The organism is Pseudomonas sp. 18.1.10, assembly GCF_024655625.1.
Classification (GTDB): Bacteria; Pseudomonadota; Gammaproteobacteria; order Pseudomonadales; family Pseudomonadaceae; genus Aquipseudomonas.
Window position 1 is genome coordinate 1 of record NZ_JANLGL010000146.1, and the last position, 15,335, is coordinate 15,335.

The 15,335-nt window shown below is 64.0% G+C and carries 14 protein-coding genes; 8 read left to right on the plus strand and 6 right to left on the minus strand.

Going from position 1 to position 15,335, the window contains the following annotated elements:
• Positions 1-90: 90 nt before the first annotated feature.
• The 6 genes from NUV89_RS21130 to NUV89_RS21155 are packed head-to-tail and all read right to left on the minus strand — an operon-like array spanning position 91 to position 5,768.
• Positions 91-1,023: a phosphatidate cytidylyltransferase gene (locus NUV89_RS21130; protein ID WP_017737614.1), complete on the minus strand. Its 933-nt coding sequence runs from the start codon at positions 1,021-1,023 to the stop codon at positions 91-93.
• A 1-nt stretch (position 1,024) separates the two neighbouring features.
• On the minus strand, positions 1,025-1,645 hold the full coding sequence (locus NUV89_RS21135; protein WP_257782828.1) for a 1-acyl-sn-glycerol-3-phosphate acyltransferase: 621 nt from the start codon (positions 1,643-1,645) through the stop codon (positions 1,025-1,027).
• A 9-nt stretch (positions 1,646-1,654) separates the two neighbouring features.
• The gene (locus NUV89_RS21140; RefSeq protein ID WP_257782829.1) at positions 1,655-2,098 is read right to left on the minus strand and encodes a hypothetical protein; all 444 of its coding nucleotides are present in this window, start codon (positions 2,096-2,098) and stop codon (positions 1,655-1,657) included.
• Positions 2,088-3,386, minus strand: coding sequence for a phosphatase PAP2/dual specificity phosphatase family protein (locus NUV89_RS21145; RefSeq protein WP_257782830.1), 1,299 nt, complete (start codon positions 3,384-3,386; stop codon positions 2,088-2,090). Before NUV89_RS21145 ends, NUV89_RS21140 begins: the two co-directional genes overlap by 11 nt.
• 2 nt (positions 3,387-3,388) lie before the next feature.
• Positions 3,389-5,137, minus strand: a complete 1,749-nt coding sequence (locus NUV89_RS21150; protein WP_257782831.1) for a bifunctional alpha/beta hydrolase/class I SAM-dependent methyltransferase — start codon at positions 5,135-5,137, stop codon at positions 3,389-3,391.
• Positions 5,138-5,147: 10 nt separating this feature from the next.
• Positions 5,148-5,768 carry a CDP-alcohol phosphatidyltransferase family protein gene (locus NUV89_RS21155; protein WP_257782832.1) on the minus strand — a complete coding sequence of 207 codons (621 nt, stop codon included), beginning with the start codon at positions 5,766-5,768 and terminating at the stop codon, positions 5,148-5,150.
• A gap of 333 nt (positions 5,769-6,101) precedes the next feature.
• Between NUV89_RS21155 and hflK (NUV89_RS21160) the strand changes: the two genes are divergently transcribed.
• The 8 genes from hflK (NUV89_RS21160) to cfaB all read left to right on the plus strand — a co-directional run bounded on the left by hflK (NUV89_RS21160) (position 6,102) and on the right by cfaB (position 15,231).
• Complete coding sequence (hflK, locus tag NUV89_RS21160; RefSeq protein WP_257782833.1) at positions 6,102-8,006, plus strand: protease modulator HflK; 1,905 nt, start codon at positions 6,102-6,104, stop codon at positions 8,004-8,006.
• Between the two features lie 12 nt (positions 8,007-8,018).
• Positions 8,019-9,005, plus strand: coding sequence for a protease modulator HflC (gene hflC / locus NUV89_RS21165; RefSeq protein ID WP_257782834.1), 987 nt, complete (start codon positions 8,019-8,021; stop codon positions 9,003-9,005).
• Positions 9,002-10,036 carry a protease modulator HflK gene (hflK, locus tag NUV89_RS21170; protein ID WP_257782835.1) on the plus strand — a complete coding sequence of 345 codons (1,035 nt, stop codon included), beginning with the start codon at positions 9,002-9,004 and terminating at the stop codon, positions 10,034-10,036. The genes hflC and hflK (NUV89_RS21170) overlap by 4 nt, the downstream gene beginning before the upstream one ends.
• Positions 10,033-11,919, plus strand: coding sequence for a cation-translocating P-type ATPase (locus NUV89_RS21175; RefSeq protein WP_257782836.1), 1,887 nt, complete (start codon positions 10,033-10,035; stop codon positions 11,917-11,919). Before hflK (NUV89_RS21170) ends, NUV89_RS21175 begins: the two co-directional genes overlap by 4 nt.
• Positions 11,920-12,024: 105 nt before the next feature.
• Complete coding sequence (locus NUV89_RS21180; protein ID WP_017737604.1) at positions 12,025-12,276, plus strand: membrane protein; 252 nt, start codon at positions 12,025-12,027, stop codon at positions 12,274-12,276.
• A 60-nt stretch (positions 12,277-12,336) separates the two neighbouring features.
• Positions 12,337-13,182, plus strand: coding sequence for a DUF692 domain-containing protein (locus tag NUV89_RS21185; protein ID WP_257782837.1), 846 nt, complete (start codon positions 12,337-12,339; stop codon positions 13,180-13,182).
• Complete coding sequence (locus tag NUV89_RS21190; protein ID WP_257782838.1) at positions 13,173-13,982, plus strand: DNA-binding domain-containing protein; 810 nt, start codon at positions 13,173-13,175, stop codon at positions 13,980-13,982. Before NUV89_RS21185 ends, NUV89_RS21190 begins: the two co-directional genes overlap by 10 nt.
• Positions 13,983-14,046: 64 nt before the next feature.
• Entirely contained in the window at positions 14,047-15,231 is a 1,185-nt protein-coding gene (gene cfaB / locus NUV89_RS21195) for a C17 cyclopropane fatty acid synthase CfaB (protein ID WP_257782839.1), read from the plus strand.
• Positions 15,232-15,335: the final 104 nt, after the last annotated feature.

The window sequence follows — 15,335 nt, forward strand, 5'->3', positions numbered from 1 at the left end:
TCAGCCAACCTATTAAGTGGCCGACACACCGCCTTCGCGAGCAAGCCCGCTCCCACATTTTGATTTTTGGATGGCTTGAGAATGGTTGGGTCAGGTCCACCAGAAGCGCACGAGATGAAAGAAAATCGGCGCGGCGAAACACACCGAATCCAAGCGATCCAGCATCCCGCCATGCCCTTCGATCATATGCCCCCAATCCTTCACGCCCCGGTCGCGCTTGATCGCCGACATCACGATGCCGCCGGCAAACCCCAGCAGGTTGATTAACAGCGCAATCAAGAACGACTGCCACGGGTTGAACGGTGTGGTCCACCACAGTGCCGCGCCGATCAGGGATGACAGCAGAATCCCGCCGACAAAGCCTTCCACGGTCTTGGACGGCGACAGGTTGGGTGCGATCTTGTGTTTGCCGAACAACTTCCCACAGACGTACTGGAGCACGTCCGACAGCTGCACCACGATTACCAGGTAGGCAATCAGCAGCAGGTTGCGGCCTTCGTAGCCGGGGATGTCGAGGGTCAGCAGGGCGGGCACGAAGGACACGCAGAACACGGCGATCATCAGGCCCCATTGCACTTTCGAGGCACGTTCCAGGAAGTGCGTGCTGTCGCCGCCCAGCGACGCGAGGATCGGCAGCAGCAGGAATACGTACACCGGGATGAAGATCGAGAACAGCCCGTACCAGTCGGCGAAGATCAGCAGGTACTGCAACGGCAGCGCCAGGTAGAACGCGGCCACCAGCGCCGGGTAGTCGCTGCGGCGGGTCGGGGTGAGGGTGAGGAATTCGCGCAGGGCGTAGAACGACACCGCGTAGAACAACAGGATCACCGCGCCCGTGCCGAGCCAGAAGGCGATGCCGATCACCACCACCATCACCCACCAGGCGTTGATGCGCGCGTTGAGGTTGTCGATCACCGCGTTGGGGGTGCCACGGGTGCGCAGTTTGAGGATCAGGCCGATCAGCGAGGCGAGCACCAGGATCGCGCCGATGCCGCCGAACAGCATTATGGTCTGGCTGTGCATATCAGGAATGCTCCGGGGCGAGGGCGAGCAGGGCGTCGCGGGTACGGGCGAGGAAGGCGCTCTTGTCTTCGCCGTCTTCCAGGTGCAACGGCGCGCCGAAGCTGGTGGTGCACAACAACGGCAGCGGCAATACGCGGCCCTTGGGCATGACCCGGTTGAGGTTGGCTATCCACACGGGCACCAGTTCGGCCTGTGGGTAACTTTTTGCCAGGTGGTAGAGGCCGCTTTTGAACGGCAGCAGGCCGTCTTCAAGGTTGCGCGTGCCTTCGGGAAACAGGATCAGCGAGTCGCCGCCTTCCAGCGCGGCCAGCATCGGCTGCAAAGGGTTATCCACAGGGTCCTTGCGCTCGCGGTCGATCAGCACGCCGTTGAATACGCGGTTGATGATGTAGCGGCGCAGGGCGCTCTTGCTCCAGTAGTCGCTGCCGGCCACCGGGCGCGTGAACTTGCGCAGGTTCTGTGGCAACGAGGCCCACAGCAGCACAAAGTCGCCGTGGCTGCTGTGGTTGGCGAAGTAGATGCGTTGCACCGGCACCGGCGCGCAGCCGAGCCACAGGCTGCGGGCGCCGGTGACGGTGCGGGCCATGGAGGTTATCAGCGTGGCGACCACGGGTTCGAACATGGGAATTCCTTATCCGGCGAAAGGCAGCCAAGGGCTGGCGAGGATCACGCTGAGGGTCAGCAGCGCTTGCGCGCCCAGCAGCCAGGCTTGTTTGCGCAGCAGTTTGAGGGCGCCGCGACGGCGCTCGGTCCACGGCCGGCCGGCACGCTTGGGCGCTTGCAGGCCGAGGGTTTGCAGGGCCTGATCGAGGTCGGCGGTGCGTTCGATGTCTCGGGCGAGCAGGGCGAACAGGTCGGCGTCGAAGGCCACGCGCAGCGCCCAGTACTTTTGCAGCAGGCCAAGGATAATCATCCACAGGCTGAGCAGCAGGCAGATTGGCGTAATACTGGCCATCAACAGTTGGGCCAGGCCGAACAGGACGCCGAGCAGGGTCAGGCCTGTGGATAACTGATCCAGCGAACGGCCACGGCGCAGCAGGCTGGCGACGACCTGGAGTTCCATATCAGCGGGCATGGGGCAAACTCTCCAAAGCTTCACGGTGAGCGGGGTGCAGGACCACATCGGCCCGCGCTGTACGAATAATAGTCAGCGCTTCTTCCACCGTCGCGGCGCGACCGCTGTGCAGCAGCCACGCCGCCACGGCGGTGGCGCTGCGCGAATAACCGAGGGCGCAGCACACCAGCAGCGGGCCACTGGTGCGCAGGCGCTCGATGGCGTGAGCGGCGTGCAGGCATTCGGCGGGCGTCGGCGCGATCAGGTCCAGCACGGGGATGGATTGATAGACGCGGCCCTGTGGATCAATCGGCAATTCGGCGCAGAGATCGACGATGGCCTTGAAGGGCTCTTGCTCACGCGTCGTAGGAATGCGCCCAAGCCAGACGTTATCCACAATCAGGTCGGGCTGTGGATGTTTGCGTGTCCACAGGCGCGAGTTGATCCACGCCGCTGCCAGATAGGGCGCATACAGCCAGCGCGCGGCAGGCGTCAGTCGGCCATCGGCGCGCTTCTGGAAACCCGCCGCGCCCAGCACAAAGTAGTTCGCCTTGATCAAGGCCAGGGAAAACGCCGGCCACAGTAGCCACAACCAGCCACCGCTCATGACAAACGCCAGCACCGCCAGTACCAACGCCCCCAGGCCGTAACGCACGCCCAGTTGCCAGCGTTTGCGGTCCCGCGTCAGTGACGCATTCAGCAGCGGGCTGGGGTGTTCCACCGGCCACAACCACACACAAACCCACCCCGCGAGGGCGCCTGTGGGTAAGTCGATAAAGTGATGTTGATAAGTGGTCAGCACCGAAATACCGATCAACGCGAACCAGCCATGCACCAGCCAGCGCCACATACCCTGGGTATGGCGCTGGTACATCACCCACAGGATCACCAGCAGGGCGATATGCAGCGACGGCGCCTGGTTGAAGGGTTTGTCGAAACCCGCCAGCACGGCAAACAGCCAGCCGAACACGCCATCCAGCTCCGGCCGTTCGAAGGTGAAGCGCAGCGGCCAGATCAGGAAGCAACTGACGGCAATTACCTGTGCTGAGAGCAGTCGCAACGCATGCTGCTTCAACTCATGCCGGGTGTTGGGCAGCAGCAGGGAAAACCCGTAGAGCAAGTCGATGGACCAGTAGGGCACGATGGTCCACGCCCAGAACGGCATGTGGGTTTCCCAGCCGAACACCATTGTGCCGACGTCGCTGCGCTGGCTGGTGACCCAGGTGGCAAAGCCGTAGGTGCTGAAAAACAGCGGCGCCAACAGCAGCAGCCAGAGGACGGCGGGTTTCAACAAGCCGGGTTCGCGCATGCTCAGATCTTCTGTGCCAGGGACACGGTAAAGATGCCCCACTCATCCACACGCTGGGTGATCTTGCGAAAGCCCGCCGCCTCGACCAGTTGATCCATTTCCGCCTGGCTGCGCCGACGCATCACCCAGGCCTGGCCCTGGCGGTGGCTGGTCAGGGCGCGGGCAATCAATTCCAGTTGTGGGTGCCATGGCTGCCCGGTGTAGACCAGATAGCCACCGGGCTCAACGGCTTCGGCAAGGCCGGCCAGGGAACCGCCGACCATCGCGTTATCGGCAAACAACTCATACAACCCGGACACCACGGCCAACGTCGGCTTGGGTTCCAGCGCCGCCAGGTCCGCGCGGTCAAAGGCATCGCCTTTGACGAATTGGGCGATATCCCCCAGGCCTTTTTCGCGGATTAGCGCGCCACCGTCGCGTACGTTGATGTCGCTGTAGTCGCGCAGCAGGATCGATTCCGGCAGCGGCGACACACCCTGCAAGGCTTCCAGAATGTAGCGCCCGTGGCCGGCGGCGATATCGACGATGCGCACTTCGCGATCATCCCCACGCAGCTTGGCCATGGCCAGGCGCAGCAATTCCTCGACGTTCAGCTTGCGCTGGCGAATGCCGCGCCAGCCGATGGAGTTGAGGTAATTGGTGTCGATCATCCGCCCCAGCCCGCCCTTGCCGGTGGGGGTGTTGCGGTACACGTAGTCCAGGGTGCTGCCGGAGTCGAAGCCGGTGTCGAAGCCCAGCTTCACGCCGTCCGACAGGTTCTTGCCCAGGCCCATGCTGGCGCGGGTCAGGCGCCAGTACAGGTCGCGCAGGGAGTTGCGCGGCAGCGGCGCGGCGAGGGCTTCGGACTCGGCGCAGGTGGCGCCGATCTTGTCGGCGTCCAGCAGCGAGGCGCGGTCCAGCGGGTGGGCGAAGTTTTGCAGGATAAAACGCTTGGCGCTGCTCACGGCGGTGGCGCGGTCGCGTTCGCCGAGGGTGTCGTGGAAGAAACCGGGGAGGATATGCAGCTCTTTCTTCAGGCTGCCGAGGCGGTCGAAAAATTGCTGCTGGGGTTTGCGATGCACCACGAAGTCCGAGCCGGAGACCAGCAACTGGGTCGGCACCTGGATCGCCTGGGCATCGGCTACAACCCGGTCGGCCGCTTCGTACAGGCCGAGCAGCACATTCACCGAGATCGCCTTGGTAATCAGCGGGTCGCTGTCGTAGGACGCCACGCGCTCGGGGTCATGGCTGAGGAACTTGGCCTTGACGTAGCTGTTGACGAAAAAGTTGCCGCGAAACTTGCGCATCAGCGCCAGGCCCGGGCGGGCGAAGGGCACGTAGAGCTTGACCTTGAACGCCGGGGAGGCGAGCACCAGGGCGCGGATCTTCGGCGCGTAATCGTGCACCCACGTGGCCGCGATCACCGCGCCGACGCTTTGTGCGATGACCGCGAAGTTTTCTTCTTCGATGGCGTAAGTGGCGCCGATGTGGTCGCAAAAGGTCTGCACATCGCGGGCGCTGGTGGCGAAACTGGGGCTGTCGCCGCGCTCGCCGGGGGACTGGCCGTGGCCGCGGGCGTCCCAGGCGAAGAAGTCGAACTGCGGCAGGTCCAGCTCATCCACCAGGTGGGCGATACGCCCCGAATGCTCGTGACCGCGATGGAACAACACGATGGCCTTGCGTGGCCCGTCGTTCGCGGTGGCCGGCCAGTGGCGGTAGAACAGCTCGACGCCATCGTGGGTGCTGAAGGTGTGTGCTTGTTGTTCACGCATCGCAAAATCCTTATGCAGAAGGGGAGTTTTGTTCTTCTTTGAGGCCCTGGCGCACCCGGTTGACCAAGGTGTAGGCGAGTAGGGCGGCGACCAGCCACATCACCCCATCCACCCAGCTGGCGCCGAGCCAGCCCAGGGCCACGCCGGTGGCCAGCACGCCGAGCACAAAGGCGCGGTCACTTTTGCCCATCGGCCCGTCGTAGCGCCGCGATGCGCCGACCATCGGCCCGAGCACCCCGGCGTATTCACTGAACACCGCCAGCAACGCCACCAGCAGCACCGGCGCCAGGCTCACGCCGGGGATCAGCGCAAACGGCAGGATCAGCGCGCTGTCGGCGATCACGTCGCACAGTTCATTGAGGTAGGCGCCCAGGCGCGACTGCTGGCCGAATTCCCGGGCGAGCATGCCGTCGATGGCGTTGAGGGCCATGCGCAGGATCATCCACAGCGGGATCAGCGCAAACAGCCACAGGTGGTGGGCGAAGCTGGCGATCAACAGGCCCACCAGCAGGGAAATCACGCCGGCCAGCACGGTGATCTGGTTGGCGGTGGTGCCGTTGTCGTAGAGGCGCTGCACGAGGGGGCGCAGCAGGTTTTGAAAACGCGGCTTGAGCTGATAGATCGAAATCATGGGAGGTGACGCTTCCTTGTCCGTGGACCCGCGAAAAACTGGTTTGGAGTGTGCCGCTTAATCCTGGGCTGCACCAGTGATGGCTCGTGTTTATGGGGGGTTAGTCACGCTCTTGAGTACAAGGCTGTACCTAGGTGGGAGCTGGTTTGTGTGGGAGCTGGCTTGCCTGCGATTGCATCACCTCGGTTTTGCTGGAAGACCGAGTTGTCAGCATCGCAGGCAAGCCAGCTCCCACAGGGGATTTGGGTTGCATTCAAAAGCAGCGTTTATCGGACAAAAATTTCACGCCCCGTGTTATATCGTAACTAATTGTGTGCGAATGGGCGTGTTGGGATGCAAGTGGATCTAGAAGCTGACGGCGCTTCGGTGGAAGGCCTGCCGCGTTTTCAGCAAGGGCTGTTCCATGCCCGTCGATTGCGCCAGGCCGGGATCAGCCTGACCGCCGTGGCCGTGTGCGGCTGGGTGCTGGCGCTGTTTGTCGCGCTGTTCGCGCCGTTGTCGATCTGGCCGGTGGTGTTGATTAACTGCGCCTCGGCCTTGTTGCTGCTGGTGGCTGGTTTGCAATCGGTGTGGTGGATCGCCGATTGGCGCGCCCAGGCGCTGGAAGATCCGCCGCAGGAAGCCCCTGTAGAAGAACCCGGCCGTTATGCGCGCCTGGCCGGGCGCTTCGGCAAGCAGATCGGCACCCCGGTGTTGTGGCTCGGCGGTTGGTCGCTGTTGGCGCTGGTCAGCATTGTCGAGTTCTGGAACCTGGCGTTGCCCGCCGCCGCTGTCGGTCAATCCGCCAGCATCGGCGCCGCCTTGGCGCTGGCCTTGGCGTTCGGCTTGCTGGTGTTCGAACGCCGCCTTGCCCAGGAAACCGCCGCGCAATGGCCGGAAGCTTCCCAACTGGCGCAATTGAGCCGTGTGGCGATTATCTGCCTGTTGATTAGCGCGATTTGCCTGCTGTTTGCGGGTGCTGAATCGGTCTGGCCGTTGCGCCTGGCGGTGTTGATCGGTCTGTTGCCAGCGCTGGTCGCTGTGGAGTTTCTATTAAGAGCCGTGCTCTCACTCTTCAGCCCGCGCCAGCCACGCCTCGAACCGCGTCTGATGGCGCAAAGCTTCATCGCCGGGCTGTTGCGCTGGCCGCCACAACCCTTGCTCGCCTTGCAGCACGAATTGCACAACCGCTTCGGTATCGACCTGCGTCAGATCTGGGCGTTTACCTACATGCGCCGGGCGTTTCTGCCGGTGTTGCTGGTGGTGCTGGCGGTCGGTTGGGCGCTGACCGGTGTGCATGAAGTGCCCCTGCAAGGGCGTGGGATTTATGAGCGCTTCGGCAAACCCGTCGAGGTGTTCGGCCCCGGCCTGCACGCCGGTTTGCCGTGGCCGCTGGGCCGTGTCATCAACGTGGAAAACGGCGTGGTGCATGAACTGGCCACCAGCGTCAGCGAAGCCGCCGCCCCGGAGTTGGCCGCCGCCGAAGGCCCGGCGCCGTTGATCGCCAACCGCTTGTGGGACGCCAGCCACGTGAATGACAAATCCCAGGTCATTGCCAGCAGCAGCGGCGACAAGCAGAGCTTCCAGATCGTCAACATGGATGTGCGTTTCGTCTACCGCATCGGCCTCACCGACCACGCCGCGCTCGCCGCCACCTATAACAGCGCGGATGTGCCGACCCTGATCCGCAGCACCGCCAGCCGCATCCTGGTGCACGACTTTGCCTCGCGCACCCTCGACGAATTGCTCGGCGAGCAGCGCACCAGCCTCGCCGACGAAATCGGCCGCGCCGTGCAAGCCGACTTGCACAGCCTCGACAGCGGCGTGGAAATCCTCGCCACCGTCGTTGAAGCGATCCACCCACCGGCTGGCGCTGCCAACGCTTACCACGGCGTGCAAGCCGCGCAGATCGGTGCGCAGGCCCTGATCTCCCGCGAGCGCGGTGCAGCCAGCGAGCAGACCAACCTGGCGTTGCTGCAAGCCAGTACCGCCCGCGACCAGGCCACCGCCACGGCGCGCGAAGTGAATGCGGGCGCCAGAGCCGCCGACCTGCGTTTCGCCGCCGAACAAAAGGCCTACGCCACCGCTGGCAAAGCCTTCGTGCTGGAGCAGTACCTCGGCCAACTCAGCCAGGGCCTGGCCCACGCCAAATTGCTGATTCTGGATCATCGCCTGGGCGCCGACAGCGCGCCGACGATCGATCTGCGTTCTTTTACCTTGCCGGCCGATCCGTCGCTGCCGCGCAAAGCCGTTCAATAAGGAGTCGGTCTGTTGAGCGCTCATTCTCACGATCACGGTCATCATCATGGCCATCACCACCATCATCACGGTGACGGGCAAGTGGCTGGCCCATTTCCTTGGCGGCGCATGGCCTGGGCGCTGTTGCTGGTGCTGTTTGCGGTTGCGGCGGCGAGCCTGGTGCAAGTGCGCTCCGGCGAAGCCACGGTGATTACCCGTTTCGGCAACCCGGCGCGGGTGCTGTTGGAGCCGGGCCTGGGCTGGCGTTGGCCGGCGCCGTTCGAAGCGGCGATCCCGGTGGACTTGCGCCTGCGCACCACCTCCAGCGGCTTGCAGGACGTGGGCACCCGCGATGGCCTGCGCATCATCGTGCAGGCGTACGTGGCGTGGCAGGTGCAGGGCGATGCCGACAACGTGCAGCGCTTTATGCGCGCGGTGCAGAACCAGCCGGATGAAGCGGCGCGGCAGATCCGCACCTTTGTCGGCTCCGCGCTGGAAACCACGGCGGCCAGCTTTGACCTGTCGAGCCTGATTAACACCGATGCCAGCCAGGTGCGCATTGCCGATTTCGAGGCGCAGTTGCGCCAGCAGATTGATCAACAATTGCTCACCACCTATGGCGTGCGCGTGGCCCAGGTCGGTATCGAACGGCTGACCTTGCCGTCGGTGACACTCTCCGCCACCGTCGACCGCATGCGCGCCGAGCGCGAGACCATCGCCACCGAACGCACCGCCGTGGGCAAGCGTGAAGCGGCGCAGATCCGTTCTGCCGCCGAGCGCGACGCGCGCATCGTGCAGGCCGATGCCACGGTGAAAGCCGCCGATATCGAAGCGCAGTCGCGGGTCGAAGCCGCGCAGATCTACGGCCGCGCCTACGCCGGCAACCCGCAGTTGTATAACCTGCTGCGTTCGCTGGATACCTTGGGCACGGTCGTGACGCCGGGCACCAAGATCATCCTGCGCACCGATGCCGCGCCGTTCCGCGCCTTGGTGGATGGGCCCAAGGACGTCCAGCCATGACCGAACGTGACAGCCCGGACAGCCCGTGGATCCAGGCCGGGCGCCTGACGTTCATGGCGCTGTACGCGGTGACCGTGTTGGCCGCGTTGGCCTGGGCGTTTTCCAATGTGCGCCAGATCGACCCGCAGAACCGCGCCGTGGTCCTGCACTTCGGCGCCCTCGACCGTATCCAGAATGCCGGCTTGCTGCTGGCCTGGCCGCAACCCTTCGAACAGGTGGTCTTGTTGCCGGCTGCCGACCGTGTGATCGAACGGCGGGTGGAGAATCTGTTGCGCTCCGAGGCGGCGATCCAGGCCGATCGCGTGGCCAGTTTTGCCACGCCGTTGAGCGACGCCCTGGCCGGTTCCGGTTACCTGCTGACCGGCGATGCCGGCGTGGTGCAGCTGGATGTGCGGGTGTTCTACAAGGTCACCGAGCCTTACGCGTTTGTGTTGCAGGGCGCGCATGTGTTGCCCGCCCTGGATCGCCTGGTGACCCGCAGCGCCGTGGCCCTCACGGCGGCCCGCGACCTGGACACGATCCTGGTGGCGCGCCCCGAGCTGATCGGCACCGACAACGGCGCCGCCGAGCGCCGCGAACGCTTGCGCGGTGACTTGGTGCAGGGCATCAACAAGCGCCTCGCGGAGTTGACCTCGACGGGCTTGGGCCTGGGCATCGAAGTCACCCGCGTGGATGTGCAATCAAGCCTGCCAAGCCCGGCCGTGAATGCTTTCAACGCCGTGCTGACCGCCAGCCAACAGGCCGACAAAGCCGTGGCCAACGCACGCACCGACGCCGAAAAACTCACCCAGGCCGCCACCCAGCAGGCCGACCGCGTGGTGCAAGTCGCCCACGCCCAGGCCAGCGAGCGGTTGGCCAATGCCCAGGCGCAAACCGCCACGGTCGCCAGCCTCGCCCAAGTCAAAGACCCGGGCTTGCTGCTGCGCCTGTACCGCGAGCGCCTGCCGAAGATCCTCGGCCAGGCGGGTTCCGTGACCACGGTCGATCCTAAAGACGACTCCCGCTTGATTATTCAGGGAGCCGAACAATGAGCGCACCCATGCTGACCTCCGCCGAGCAGCGCAGTGCTGCGCGGCAATTGACCCTGGCCATGTTGGCCCTCGGTTTGCTGGTGTTGGGCCTGGTGTGGCGCTGGCTGGCGCCCGACCAAAGCGGCGTGAGCCAGTTGCTGCTGGGTGTCGCGTCGCTCTTGGTGGCGGTGCCGGTGATGCGCTCGGCGTGGTACAGCCTGCGCTTTCCCAGCCTGCATGGGATCACCGACCAACTGATCGCCCTGGCCATGCTCGGCGCCTGGGCCACCGGTGATCTGCTGACCGCCGCGCTGTTGCCGATCATCATGATCTTCGGCCATGTGCTCGAAGAGCGCAGCGTGATCGGCTCCCAGGAGGCGATCCACGCCCTCGGCAAACTGACCCGCAGCCACGCGCGCCTGGTGCAGGCCGACGGCAGCATTGTCGAAGTGGACAACGGCACGCTGCACACCGGCGATATCGTCGAAGTGCGCGCCGGCGACCGCGTGCCCGCCGATGGCGTGGTGCTGTCCGGGCAGGCGAGCCTGGACACGGCGCCGATTACCGGCGAGTCGGTGCCGCTGGAAGCGAGTGTCGGCGTGCAGGTGTTTGGCGGGGCGATCAACCTCGACGGCCTGCTGCGCCTGGAAGTGACCCGCACCGGCAACGAATCGACCCTGGGCAAAGTCATCGCGCTGATGCAGAACGCCGAGCGTTCCAAGCCACCGATCACGCGGCTGCTGGAGCGTTACGCCGGCAGTTACATGGTGTTGGTGTTGCTGCTGGCGGCGGTCACCTGGTTTGTCACCAACGATGCGCAGGCGATGCTCGCGGTGCTGGTGGCGGCGTGTCCGTGTGCGTTGGTGCTGTCGGCGCCGGCCACGGCGATTGCCGGGATTGCGGTGGCGGCGCGCCATGGGATTCTGATTCGCAGCTCGGCGTTCCTGGAAGAACTGGCGGACTTGACCTCGTTGGTCGTGGACAAGACCGGCACCCTGACCTTTGGCACCCTGCGCCTGCAATCCATCGAAACCGCGGCGCCGGACCGGCAGGTGTTGCTCAATCTTGCCGCGAGCCTCGGTTCGGCCAGCAGCCACCCGGTCAGCCGGGCACTGGCGGGGCTGGCCACGCAGGAACAACTGCTGGTGCTGACGGATATCCGTGAGCGCCAGGGCCTTGGTGTGGTGGCGCAGACCGCACAGGGCGAAGCGGCGCTGGGGCGGCCGGAGTTGTTCGCGCAACTGGGGATCGTCACCACACCGGTGCCGAACCACGACGGCCCGATTGCCGGGCTGGCGCTGGACGGGAGGTTCCTCGCCTGGCTGCTGCTGGCCGACAGCGTCAAACCCGAGGCCCGCCAGGCGCTGCAAGAACTGCGCGAGCTTGGCCTGGGCCGTCAGTTGCTGCTCACCGGCGACCGCCAAAGCGTCGCCGACAGCCTGGCGCGGGACGTGGGCATCAGCGATGTCGAGGCGCAGGCGCTGCCGGAAGATAAGCTCAACCGCGTGCTGGGGGAGATCGGCAGCGGTTTCCGCCCGATGGTGGTGGGTGACGGCATCAACGATTCCCTGGCGCTCAAGGCCGGGGTAGTGGGCGTGGCGATGGGCGCGGGCGGCGCGGACATCGCGCTGGCCTCGGCGGACGTGGTGCTGATCGGCAGCGACCTGCGGCGCCTGGGCACCTGTGTGCGCTTGAGTCGCCAGTGCCGGCAGACGTTGCAGGTCAATGTGGTCATCGGCCTGGGCTGGACGCTGGCCATCGTCGTATTCGCTGCATTTGGCTGGCTGGGCGCCGCCGGGGCGATGATTGCAGCGGTGTTGCATAACCTCAGCACGTTGCTGGTACTGGGCAATGCCGGGCGTTTGCTGCGCTTTCAGGAGCCTTTGTCGAAGCTCGAAGAATAAATTTTCGCGAGTGCTGTAACGCCAGGCGGGGACCTCTCTCTAGTGGTGTGTCGAGACTGAACAATCCGTGCAGACCGACACCCTACTGATATGAGGAATACAACAATGAACATCAAGAACGCCGTTTCCGGTGCTGCCCTGGCTATCGCTGCCGCCACAATGTTTGCCGGTGTCGCCACCCAGGTACAAGCCGCCGACGCGCCTGTTCACTGCTACGGCGTGACCTCCTGCAAAGGCATGAACGACTGCAAGACCGCTGAAAACGCCTGCAAGGGCCAGGCTGTCTGCAAGGGCCACGGCTTCAAGGCCATGACCAAGGCCGCCTGCGATGCGGCTGGCGGCAAAGTCGGCGAGTAATCGAGTGCACCCGCAGCGGTTGCCTACCGCCGCTGCGGACACTTTGCCCAGGAGTGTCTTATGTCCACTGCCCTTGCAAGCCTCGGTTACGGCCTGGGTCTACGCAGCGAGTACTACCAGCAGATCCTTGAACAGTCGCCGGCCGTGGATTGGTTCGAAGTGATCTCCGAAAATTATCTGGTGCAGGGCGGTAAAGCCTTGTACTACCTGGACGCCATCGCCGAGCGTTATCCCTTGGTGATGCATGGCGTGTCCCTGTCCATCGGCGGGCCCCATGCCCTCGATCTCGATTACCTGAAGCAGATCAAGCAGCTGGCCGAGCGCATCCAGCCCGCGTGGGTGTCCGATCACCTGTGCTGGAGCCGTGGCAGCGCGCACCAGTTGCATGACCTGTTGCCCCTGCCTTACACCGAAGAAAGTCTCTACCACGTCGCCGCCCGTGTACGCCAAGTGCAGGACGTGTTGCAGCGCCCGCTGGTGCTGGAAAATGTCTCCAGTTATGTGCGCGCCAAGGCGGATGAGTTTACCGAGTGGGAATTCCTTAATGCCCTGGCCCACTTGTCGGGCTGCCAGCTGTTGCTGGATGTGAACAATGTGTATGTGAGTTCGCGTAACCACGGCTTCGATGCCTGGACGTTTATTCGCAATCTGCCGCCGGAAAGTATCCGGCAACTGCACCTGGCCGGGCATATGGACTACGGCGACTATGTGGTCGATACCCATGACCACCCGGTGTGCGACCCGGTGTGGGCGCTGTATCAACGGACCCTGGAACACTTCGGGCCGGTGTCGACGCTGTTGGAGCGCGACGATCATTTCCCACCGTTTGAAGAACTGCTCACCGAGCTGGGCAAGGCCCGAGAACTGGGGGCCGTTGCCCTTGCCAGGAGGCCGCTATGCGCCTGACCGATTGGCAGTTGGCCTTTGAGCAGCATCTGCTAGCTGAAACCCCGCTGGCCAACAGTGGCTTTGCCGCGACGTTGCTGGGCGGGCCAACGCTGGATGTGGACACCGGCCTGGCGATCTACCACAACGCCTACCGGGCGCGCTTGCAGGAAGTGTTGCGCAATGACTTCGGCGCTATCTGGTACTGGTTGGGGGATGAGGAATTCGCGCTGCTCACCGAGGCTTATGTGCGCCGTTATCCGTCGGCCCATTACAGCCTGCGTTGGCTGGGCAAACGCTTTGCGGCTTTTATCGTCGAGCATTTGCTGGAGGAGCAGAGCGCGCCACTGGCGGAGTTGGCACGGTTGGAGTGGGCGTTCACCCTGGCCTTTGATGCGCCCCAGGGCGAGCCGCTGAGCCTGGATGACATGGCGCTATTGCCGCCCCAGGATTGGCCGGGTTTGCAGTTCACCCTGGCGCCCTCGGTGCAGCAGGTGCTTTGCCACTTCAATACGCTGGCGATCTGGCGTGCGAGTAAGGAAGAAGCGGATTTTCCCGGCAGCGCGGCGCTGGCCCCGGCGCAAATCTGCCTGGTGTGGCGTCACCAGAACGTGTGCCGTTACCGCAGCCTGCAACCCAAGGAAGCCTGCGCCCTGGCAGGCATGGTGACCACCGGCTGGAGTTTTTCAGAACTCTGTGAGCATTTGGCTATCACGTATGCCGAGGGCGCACCGCTGCAGGCCGTTACATGGTTGAAACAGTGGATCGAAGAGGGGTTGCTTGAGCGCTGCGGCCATAGCGATGGGCTGTCAGATCGATAGCCTCCTACTTGTCCCGGGATGGTCTACCCTGTTTTCAGACGTCTGAAACAAGGGGGGACTACTCATGCTCGCGCAACTTCCACCGGCCTTACAGAATCTTCAGCTGCCGCTGCGTCTTCGACTCTGGGATGGCCATGAATTCAACTTGGGCCCCGAGCCCAGTGTGACCATCGTGGTGAAGGACCCCACGGTCGTGCCGCAATTGACCCATCCGACGCTCAATTCACTGGGCGCAGCCTTTATCGAGGGCAAACTGGAGCTGGAAGGCTCTATCAGCGAAGTGATCCGGGTGTGTGACGAATTGAGTCATGCCCTAGTGGAGGACGACGAAGAAACGCGTCCGGTGCGCTCGATCCACGATAAGGCCACAGACGCCGCGGCGATTTCCTACCATTACGACCTGTCCAACGAGTTCTACCAGCTGTGGCTGGACCAGGACATGGCGTACTCCTGCGGTTACTTCGAAACCGGCAGCGAATCCATCGACCAGGCCCAACAAGACAAATTCCGCCACCTGTGCCGCAAGTTGCGCTTGCAGCCGGGCGAGTATTTGCTCGACGTCGGCTGTGGCTGGGGTGGGCTCGCGCGGTTTGCCGCGCGGGAGTTTGGGGTCAAGGTGTTTGGCATCACGCTGAGCAAGGAACAACTGGCCCTGGCTCGCGAGCGGGTGAAGGCCGAAGGCCTGGACGACCAGGTGGACCTGCAACTGCTCGATTACCGCGACCTGCCGCAAGACGGTCGCTTCGACAAAGTGGTGAGCGTGGGCATGTTCGAACACGTCGGCCACGCCAACCTGGCGCAGTATTGCCAGACCCTGTTTGGCGCGGTGCGTGAAGGCGGCCTGGTGATGAACCACGGCATCACCGCCAAACACACGGACGGCCGCCCAGTGGGCCGTGGAGCCGGAGACTTTATCGAGCGCTACGTGTTCCCCAACGGCGAACTGCCGCATTTGGCGATGATGACCGCTGAAATCAGTGAAGTCGGGCTGGAAGTGGTCGATGTGGAAAGCCTGCGGCTGCACTACGCACGCACGCTGGACCATTGGAGCGAGCGCCTGGAGGACAACCTGGAAGCGGCGGCGAAGATGGTGCCGGAGCAGGCGTTGCGGATTTGGCGGTTGTACCTGGCGGGGTGTGCGTATGCGTTTGCGCGGGGCTGGATCAATTTGCATCAGATTCTGGCGGTGAAACCCCATGGGGATGGTAGCCATGAGCTGCCGTGGACCCGAGAAGACATCTATCGCTGATCTTTCGAACACACTGAAGATGTAAATGTGGGAGCTGGCTTGTGTGGGAGCGGGCTTGCTCGCGAATGCGGTGTATCAGTCGACTCATCTGGTACTGACACACC

Excerpts from the sequence above, each read along its gene's own strand:
- NUV89_RS21130 (WP_017737614.1), bottom strand. The coding sequence starts at position 1,023 with ATGCACAGCCAGACCATAATGCTGTTCGGCGGCATCGGCGCGATCCTG.
- NUV89_RS21135 (WP_257782828.1), bottom strand. The coding sequence starts at position 1,645 with ATGTTCGAACCCGTGGTCGCCACGCTGATAACCTCCATGGCCCGCACC.
- NUV89_RS21140 (WP_257782829.1), bottom strand. The coding sequence starts at position 2,098 with ATGCCCGCTGATATGGAACTCCAGGTCGTCGCCAGCCTGCTGCGCCGT.
- NUV89_RS21145 (WP_257782830.1), bottom strand. The coding sequence starts at position 3,386 with ATGCGCGAACCCGGCTTGTTGAAACCCGCCGTCCTCTGGCTGCTGCTG.
- NUV89_RS21150 (WP_257782831.1), bottom strand. The coding sequence starts at position 5,137 with ATGCGTGAACAACAAGCACACACCTTCAGCACCCACGATGGCGTCGAG.
- NUV89_RS21155 (WP_257782832.1), bottom strand. The coding sequence starts at position 5,768 with ATGATTTCGATCTATCAGCTCAAGCCGCGTTTTCAAAACCTGCTGCGC.
- hflK (WP_257782833.1), top strand. The coding sequence starts at position 6,102 with ATGCAAGTGGATCTAGAAGCTGACGGCGCTTCGGTGGAAGGCCTGCCG.
- hflK (WP_257782835.1), top strand. The coding sequence starts at position 9,002 with ATGACCGAACGTGACAGCCCGGACAGCCCGTGGATCCAGGCCGGGCGC.
- NUV89_RS21175 (WP_257782836.1), top strand. The coding sequence starts at position 10,033 with ATGAGCGCACCCATGCTGACCTCCGCCGAGCAGCGCAGTGCTGCGCGG.
- NUV89_RS21180 (WP_017737604.1), top strand. The coding sequence starts at position 12,025 with ATGAACATCAAGAACGCCGTTTCCGGTGCTGCCCTGGCTATCGCTGCC.
- NUV89_RS21185 (WP_257782837.1), top strand. The coding sequence starts at position 12,337 with ATGTCCACTGCCCTTGCAAGCCTCGGTTACGGCCTGGGTCTACGCAGC.
- NUV89_RS21190 (WP_257782838.1), top strand. The coding sequence starts at position 13,173 with ATGCGCCTGACCGATTGGCAGTTGGCCTTTGAGCAGCATCTGCTAGCT.
- cfaB (WP_257782839.1), top strand. The coding sequence starts at position 14,047 with ATGCTCGCGCAACTTCCACCGGCCTTACAGAATCTTCAGCTGCCGCTG.